We start from the raw sequence: 7,182 nt of genomic DNA, 5'->3' as shown, positions 1-7,182 counted from the left end.
GGGGCGTCCGCCGTGCGCTGGGCCGTGCCCGACGAGGGGGCGCCCGCTGCGGGGGCCGCCGCCGAGCCGGCCGAGCCGCTCGCCTACGCCGCCAGCCATCCCGAGCTGGCCGAGATCACCGACCGGCAGCTCGCCCGGGGCAAGGGCCCGGTGTTCGAGGTCGTCGCGACCCGCCGTCCGCTCACGGCCGACGACGTGCTGGCGGAGGCCCGCTGGGCCGAGACCACCTCCGACATGCTGCGGCGCGGGGTCCGCTGCTTCACCACGACTCCGCACGTCAACCCGCCGGTGCTGGTGACGCTCACCCTCTACGGCCTGACGCCGGGCTGCCTCGACCCCGACCACGCGCTGACGTCGCTGCTGGCGGCGCAGGGCAGCGCCGCCGTGTCGAACGCGCTCCAGTACGACGAGGTGAACCGGACGGCCACCCAGCTCCGGGAGGCGGTGGAGTCGCGCGCCATCGTCGACCAGGCCAAGGGCATCCTCATGCACGCCCTCGGCTGCGACGCCGACCAGGCGTTCGCCGAGATGCGCCGGATCTCCCAGACCCGCCACCTCAAGCTCACCGCCCTGGCACAGCGCATCGTCGGAGGCCGGGGCGTCTCCTGACCCGGCCCTGTTCCCGGACAACGGCCCGGCCTCGCTCCCGGACGACGACACGACCCCGCTCCCGGACAACGGCCCGGTCCCACTCCGGAACGATGCCCCGGCCGCGACCCTGACCGCGCGCGGAACGGGCACCGGAGCGCTTCACCTCCCGTCCACCGAGCCCATATTTCGCCGCCTATGGGTGATTTGTCATGTGGTGGCCGTCTCAGTGGGCGGGACGCCGGTCGCGGCGGCTCCCCCGGCGGACGGGGGCCGGGCACCGGTGCACGGGTGGCGCGGACCGGGAAGGGTACGCAGGCAGAGAGGCTGATTCGGTGGCGGACGGCCGGACGGCGTGGGTGAATTGGGATGCCGTGGCGGGCCGGGGCACGGTCGGGGGCGGCGGGTCCGTCTTCGTACACGGCGGGCCATTCCGGGAATAGGCTGCGAAGGCCGACCCGCGGTCGTGTCGGCGGTCGGCCGGCAGTGGGCCGGTCTCAGCATGCGTGGTGGAGAGGGAGGGGTTCGATGCCCGAGCAGCTCGACCCCGAGAGTGTGCTGCGCGAGGTCGCCGGCCTGGAGGGCCGGATCGAGGAGTTGCGGCGCGCCGCCGAGCGGCCGGACTCCGATGCGCGGGCGACGCTGGACGCGGCGCTGGTCGAACTGGAGCTGGCGGTCGCGGCGCTGCGGAGCGTCGGCGGCGACCACTCCGGCGCGTCCGGACGCGCCGCGGCGGCCGAGAACGAGCGGCGGGTCCTGAAGACCGTCTTCACCGACGCGCCCGTCCCGCTGTTCCTGCTCGACCGCGACACCGGGGTGCGGCGCGTCAACAAGCACGCGGCCGACCTGCTCGGCACGTCCACCGGGTACGTCTCGGGCAAGCAGTTCACCGCGTTCTGCGACCTGGCGACGCGCGCTCCGCTGCGCTCCCAGCTCGCGGCCGTGATCCGCACCGGCCGGCGGTGCCGCGTCCCGGTCCGGTTCCTCGGGCGGGAGCGTCCGGTGGACGCGGTCGTGACGCTCGCGCGGGTGTGGATCCGCGGCGAGCCCGACCCCATGGTGGTCGTGGTCGCCGGTCCCACCTCGACGCCGCTGGACGCCTCGGGTGACAGCGGGGCCGAGAGCGGGCGCTGGGGACGCGGCGCGGCCCCCTCCGCCGGCGCGGGCACCGTCGCGCTGGACGCCGTCGGCGTCGCACCGGCGGCCGAGACGGGCGAGCAGGCGGGACGGCGGACGAGCCGGGCGCCGGTGGACGGTGTCGCGCCCGCCGCGGCCGGGGACGCGCAGGACGGCGTCCGGGTGGTGGAGTCCTCCGGGGACGAGGCCGTCGCGTCGCTCGTGCACCGGATGGACGTCCTGTCGGCCGTGACCGAGCTGCTGCTCGACGAGCCGGTGTTCAACGAGACCGTCGCCGTCCGGCGGTGCGCCCGGCTGCTGGCGACGGAGCTGGCCGAGTGGGTGTTCATCGACCTGGTGCCGCAGCGGCAGCCCGACGGCACCGGCCAGGCCGCCGCGGTCCGCAACGGCGACGCGACGCCCCGGCGGCAGGTCGTCATGGGTCCCGAGGAGGAGTGGGCCGAGGACGCGGCGCGCGGTCTCGCCGCGGCCGACCCGGCGCCCGGCATGCTGCCGTGGACGGTCTTCGAGACCGGCCACAGCGCGCTGCGCCCGCACGCGGAGGAGCTGGACCTGCTGGGCTCCTGCCCGGACGGGCGGCCGGTGCTGAGCACGATCGGCGCGACGTCCGTGCTGTGCGTCCCGGTCACCGACGGGGACCGCCCGATCGGCGTGATCACCCTCGCCGGGCGCGGCGAGCACGGCCCGTTCTCGCTGCTGGACCTGTCGGTCTGCCAGCGGATCGGCCGCTACCTGGGGATGGTCATCCGGGCCTCCCGGATGTACCGGCGGAGCGCCGCGGTCGCCGAGTCGCTGCAGGCGAGCCTGCTGCCGCGGCGGCTGCCGGAGATCGAGGGCCTGGAGCTGGCCGCCCGGTACACCTCGGCGACGGACGGCACCGAGGTCGGCGGCGACTTCTACGACGCGTTCCCCGCCAAGGAGGGCTGGGGGCTCGTCCTCGGCGACGTGGTCGGCAAGGGCGAGGACGCCGCGACGGTCACCGCGACGGCCCGGCACGCCGTCCGGCTGGTGTCGCGGTGGAAGACCGACCCCCGCGAGGTGCTGGCGACGGTCAACGAGACCCTGCTGACCGAGGACCGGTTCGTCACCGCCGTCTTCGCCGGGATCGTCCGGCGCGGCGAGGGCGTCCGGGTGACGCTGGGCATCGCGGGGCACCCGCCGGCGATCGTGGTCCGGGGGGACGGCGTGATCCTCACGGCGTCCCGCGGCGGCGTGCCGCTCGGCCTGTTCGAGGACTTCGATCCCGGCACCGACACGCTGGACCTCGCGCCCGGCGACACGCTCCTGCTGCACTCCGACGGCGTGCTCGAGGCCTGTGACGCGGCGCGCCTGCAGTTCGGGCAGGCACGGCTGCTGGAGACCCTCGCCGCGCACGCCGGCGGGTCCGTGGACGACATGCTGGGCGCGGTCGAGCGGTCGCTGCTCGACTTCTGCGACGGCGACCTGCGGGACGACGTGTCCATGCTGGCGATGCGCGTCCTGCCGCCGTCCCTCAACTGACCCGCGCAGACGCCCCGGTACAGACGACCCGGACAAGGCGGAGGGGCCGGAGCGATCGGGATCGCTCCGGCCCCTCGGCCGTCCGGCCCCTCGGCCGTCCGGCCCGCCGGGCCGGTCCGATGATCAGTAGGCGCGGCCGAAGATCACGCGCTTGCCGTAGGCGGACGGCTGCCCGCACCGGACGCACGTGCCGCTCTCCTCCGGGGCCTCCGCCGGGATGACCCGGGGGGTCGCCGAGGTGTCGGCCTTGATCTCGTCCTCGCACTCGGTGCGCCCGCAGTGCAGGGCCCGCGCCCAGCCGCCGGCCACCTGGGCGGCGAACTCGTCCCACGAGCCGACGTCGGCGGTGTGCTCCTCGCGGAACGCCTCGGCGCGGGCCAGCAGGAAGGACTGGAAGTCGGCGAGGATGCCGGGCAGCAGCTCGGGCACCTTCTCCAGCGGGATCTGCTCCTTGCCCTGGCCCTCCACGGTCGGCAGGCGGCGGGCGAGGGTGGCGACGCCGTTCTCGATGTCGCGCTTGCCGAGCTCGATGCGGACCGGGACGCCGCGCATCTCCCACTCGTTGAACTTGAAGCCGGGCGAGAGCTGCGGGCGCTTGTCGTCCACGTGCACGCGGATGCCCATGGCCTTGATCGCGCCGGCCAGGCGGCGCGCCTCGGCGGCGGCCTCCTCGCCCTGCTCCTTGCGCCCGATCGGGACGATCACGACCTGGTAGGGCGCCAGCCGCGGCGGCAGCACCAGGCCCTTGTCGTCGCCGTGGGTCATGATCACGCCGCCGATCATGCGGGTGGACATGCCCCAGGACGTGGTGTGCGCGAGGGCGAGGTTCTTGTCCTCGTCCTGGTACTGGATCTCGAACGCCTTGGCGAAGTTGGTGCCCAGGTAGTGCGAGGTGCCGGCCTGGAGGGCGCGGCCGTCCCGCATCATGCCCTCGATCGTGTACGTCCGGACGGCCCCGGCGAACCGCTCGCCGGGGGTCTTCTCGCCCGGGACGACGGGCATGGCGGCGAGCTCGCGGGCGACCGAGGCGTAGGCGTCCAGGGCCCACATGGTCTCGCGCATCGCGTCGGCCTCGTCGATGTGCGCGGTGTGCCCCTCCTGCCAGAGGAACTCGGTGGTGCGCAGGAACATCCGGGGGCGCATCTCCCAGCGGACGACGTTCGCCCACTGGTTGAGCAGCAGCGGGAGGTCGCGGTGCGAGTCGATCCACTTGGCCATGTACTCGCCGATGACCGTCTCGGAGGTCGGCCGCACGACCAGCGGCTCCTCCAGCTGCTTGCCGCCCGCGATGGTGACGACCGCCAGCTCCGGCGAGAAGCCCTCGACGTGCTCGGCCTCGCGCTTGAGGTAGGACTCCGGGATGAACATCGGGAAGCACGCGTTGTCGTGCCCGGCGTCCTTGATCCGGCGGTCCAGGTCGGCCTGGAGCAGCTCCCACACCCGGTAGCCGTACGGTCGGATGACCATCGTGCCGCGCACCGGGCCGCGGTCCACCAGCTGGGCGCGGACGACCAGCTCGTTGTACCAGGCGGAGAAATCCTCGCTCTGCGGTGTCACACCTTCTCGACTCACGCCCCCAGGGTACTGACGAGCGGCACCGCCCAATAACGCGATGCCGACGGCGCGTCCACACCGTTATGGTCGCCGCATGCGCTGGTCACACCTGTTCGTCCCGACCCTGCGGCAGGATCCGGCGGACGCGGACGCGCCGAGCCACCGGCTGCTGCTGCGCGCCGGGTACGTCCGGCGGCTGCACGCCGGGCACTATTCGCTGCTGCCGCTGGCGGTCCGGGTCCGGGCGCGGATCATCCAGGTCGTCCGGGAGGAGATGGAGCGGGCCGGGGCGCAGGAGATGCTGCTGCCGACGCTGCATCCGGCCGGCCCGTGGCGGCGGTCGGGGCGCTGGGACCTGGTCGGCCCGGAGCTGTTCCGGCTGGCCGACCGGCGCGGGAACGAGCTGGCCCTGGGGATGACCCACGAGGAGATCTTCACGACGCTGGCCCTGGAGGTGACGTCGTACCGGCAGCTCCCCCAGCAGTGGTACCAGTTCCAGACCAAGTTCCGGGACGAGCCGCGCCCCCGGGGCGGGCTCGTGCGCGTGCGCGAGTTCACGATGAAGGACGCCTACTCCTTCGACATCGACCAGGACGGCCTGGACGCGTCCTTCGCGGCGTACCGGGCGGCCTACATCCGGATCTTCGAGCGCCTGGGCATCCCGGCGGTGCCGGTCGAGGCGTCCAACGGGACCATGGGCGGCTCGGGCTCGACCGAGTTCGCCTGCCCGTCCGAGTCGGGCGAGGACACCGTGGTGCGCTGCCCGGCCTGCGGCTACGCGGCCAACGTCGAGACGGCGACGTCCCGCCTCGCTCCGGTCTCCGACGACGGGACGGACCCGTCCGGCGAGGCCGTGCCGTCCGGTGCGTCCGGCGAGGCCGGTGCGTCCGGCGCGCCCGAGGCGTTCGACACGCCCGGGGTGCGGACGATCGAGGATCTGGCCGCCGGGTTCGGGGTGCCCGCCGACCGGCAGATCAAGACGCTGGTCCACCTGGTGGACGGGCGGGTCACGCTCGTCCTGCTGCGCGGCGACCACACCCTGAACGAGCAGAAGCTCGCGGACGCGACGGGCGCGTCCGAGCTGCGGCCCGCCGAGCCCGAGGAGATCCGGGCGGCGCTGGGCGCGCTGCCCGGCAGCCTCGGCGCGGTGGGGGTGACGGGCCTCCCGGTCGTGGCGGACGAGGCGCTGCGCGGCCGGCGGGGCATGGTCACCGGCGCGAACCGGGACGGCGTGCACCTGAGGGGCGTGGACGTGGCACGCGACATCCCCTCCCCCGCCTGGGCGGACCTGCGCGAGGTGGCGGCCGGCGAGCCGTGCCCCTCCTGCGGGACGCCCCTGGAGGTGTTCACGGCGATCGAGGTCGGCCACATCTTCAAGCTGGGCGACCGCTACACCCGCGCGCTGGACATGACCGTCCTCGGGGCGGACGGCGAACGCGTCCACCCCCTGATGGGCAGCTACGGCATCGGGATCGAGCGCGCGATGGCCGCGATCGTGGAGGTCCACCACGACGAGCACGGGATCGTGTGGCCGGAGGCGGTCGCGCCGTTCGCGGTGGCGGTCGTCCCGGCCCAGACCGACGACCCCGAGGTCGCCGGGACGGCCGAGCGGATCTACGGGGAGCTGCGCGCGGCGGGCGTGGACGCCGTGCTCGACGACCGTCCCGAGCGGGCGGGGGTGAAGTTCCGCGACATCGAGCTGACCGGCATCCCGCACCGGGTCACGGTCGGGCGGCGCGGCCTCGCCCAGGGCGTGGTCGAGCACACCGTCCGGGCCACCCGCGAGACCGCCGAGATCCCGGTCGCGGAGGCCGTCACCCACCTGAGGGGCGTTCTCGCCCGCTGACGAGAGTCTCGTTCGTCGGTCTCGTTCGTCGGTCTCGTTCGTCGGTCTCGTTCGTCGCGTCGGCGCCCCCGCCCCACCGGTGTCCGGTGGGGCGGGGGCGGTGCGCTCATGGCGGCGCGGTCACGGCTGCGCGGTCGCCTCCCCTATGCCACCGGGGAACGCCTTCGCGACGGCTCCGCAGGTGGGGCATCCGGGGTCGATCCACGGCGGCTGGCTGGGCAGGCCGTCGTAGTACCAGGCGGTGTGCGCGCCGCTCTGCCGCGCCTCGAAGACCTGCTCCCAGGTCCATACGCAGCGCGGGCAGTGGAAGCGCCATCTCTCGTTGCTTGTGGGACCGTTCTCGACGCCCATGGCGTCCTCCGCATCGTCCTGCACGGGTCGGGGCGCGTGGGCGGACGGTCCGGCGCGGACGCCGGAGCCCGCCGGGGGCACCTCACGTGCGGAAGACGCTCAGGGTGACGAGGAGGCCGGTGCCGGGGGCGCGTCCCGCGCCGCCCGCCGCCGGGACGGGAGTGGCCGCGCGCGGCACGGCGACCGGGCGCGGGGTGACCGGGACG

At 74.6% G+C, this 7,182-nt stretch carries 5 protein-coding genes; 3 read left to right on the top strand and 2 right to left on the bottom strand.

The genetic code is table 11. The features are described from left to right. The coding region (locus DZF91_RS31025; protein WP_147341474.1) for an ANTAR domain-containing response regulator at nt 1–609 on the top strand (609 nt) is incomplete at its 5' end. A 507-nt stretch (nt 610–1,116) separates the two neighbouring features. Continuing rightward, nucleotides 1,117–3,225 (top strand): SpoIIE family protein phosphatase, encoded by a 2,109-nt coding sequence (locus DZF91_RS42365; protein ID WP_235834682.1) that lies wholly within the window; start codon nt 1,117–1,119, stop codon nt 3,223–3,225. A 123-nt stretch (nt 3,226–3,348) separates the two neighbouring features. Here the strand turns inward: DZF91_RS42365 and proS are convergent, their stop codons facing one another. After that, nucleotides 3,349–4,797 (bottom strand): proline--tRNA ligase, encoded by a 1,449-nt coding sequence (gene proS, locus DZF91_RS31015; RefSeq protein ID WP_235834681.1) that lies wholly within the window; start codon nt 4,795–4,797, stop codon nt 3,349–3,351. Nucleotides 4,798–4,873: 76 nt separating this feature from the next. On the opposite strand from proS, the gene DZF91_RS31010 reads away from it, so the two are divergent. Continuing rightward, complete coding sequence (locus DZF91_RS31010) at nt 4,874–6,625, top strand: proline--tRNA ligase (RefSeq protein WP_117360628.1); 1,752 nt, start codon at nt 4,874–4,876, stop codon at nt 6,623–6,625. A gap of 120 nt (nt 6,626–6,745) precedes the next feature. On the opposite strand, the gene DZF91_RS31005 is transcribed toward DZF91_RS31010, so the two are convergent. Continuing rightward, entirely contained in the window at nt 6,746–7,000 is a 255-nt protein-coding gene (locus DZF91_RS31005; protein ID WP_235834680.1) for a hypothetical protein, read from the bottom strand. Nucleotides 7,001–7,182 lie beyond the last annotated feature (182 nt).

This window comes from Actinomadura logoneensis (genome assembly GCF_003428695.1).
GTDB classification, from domain to species: Bacteria; Actinomycetota; Actinomycetes; order Streptosporangiales; family Streptosporangiaceae; genus Spirillospora; species Spirillospora logoneensis.
The sequence above is the reverse complement of the archived record's forward strand: the minus strand, read 5'-3'. Positions and strand labels throughout refer to the sequence as shown.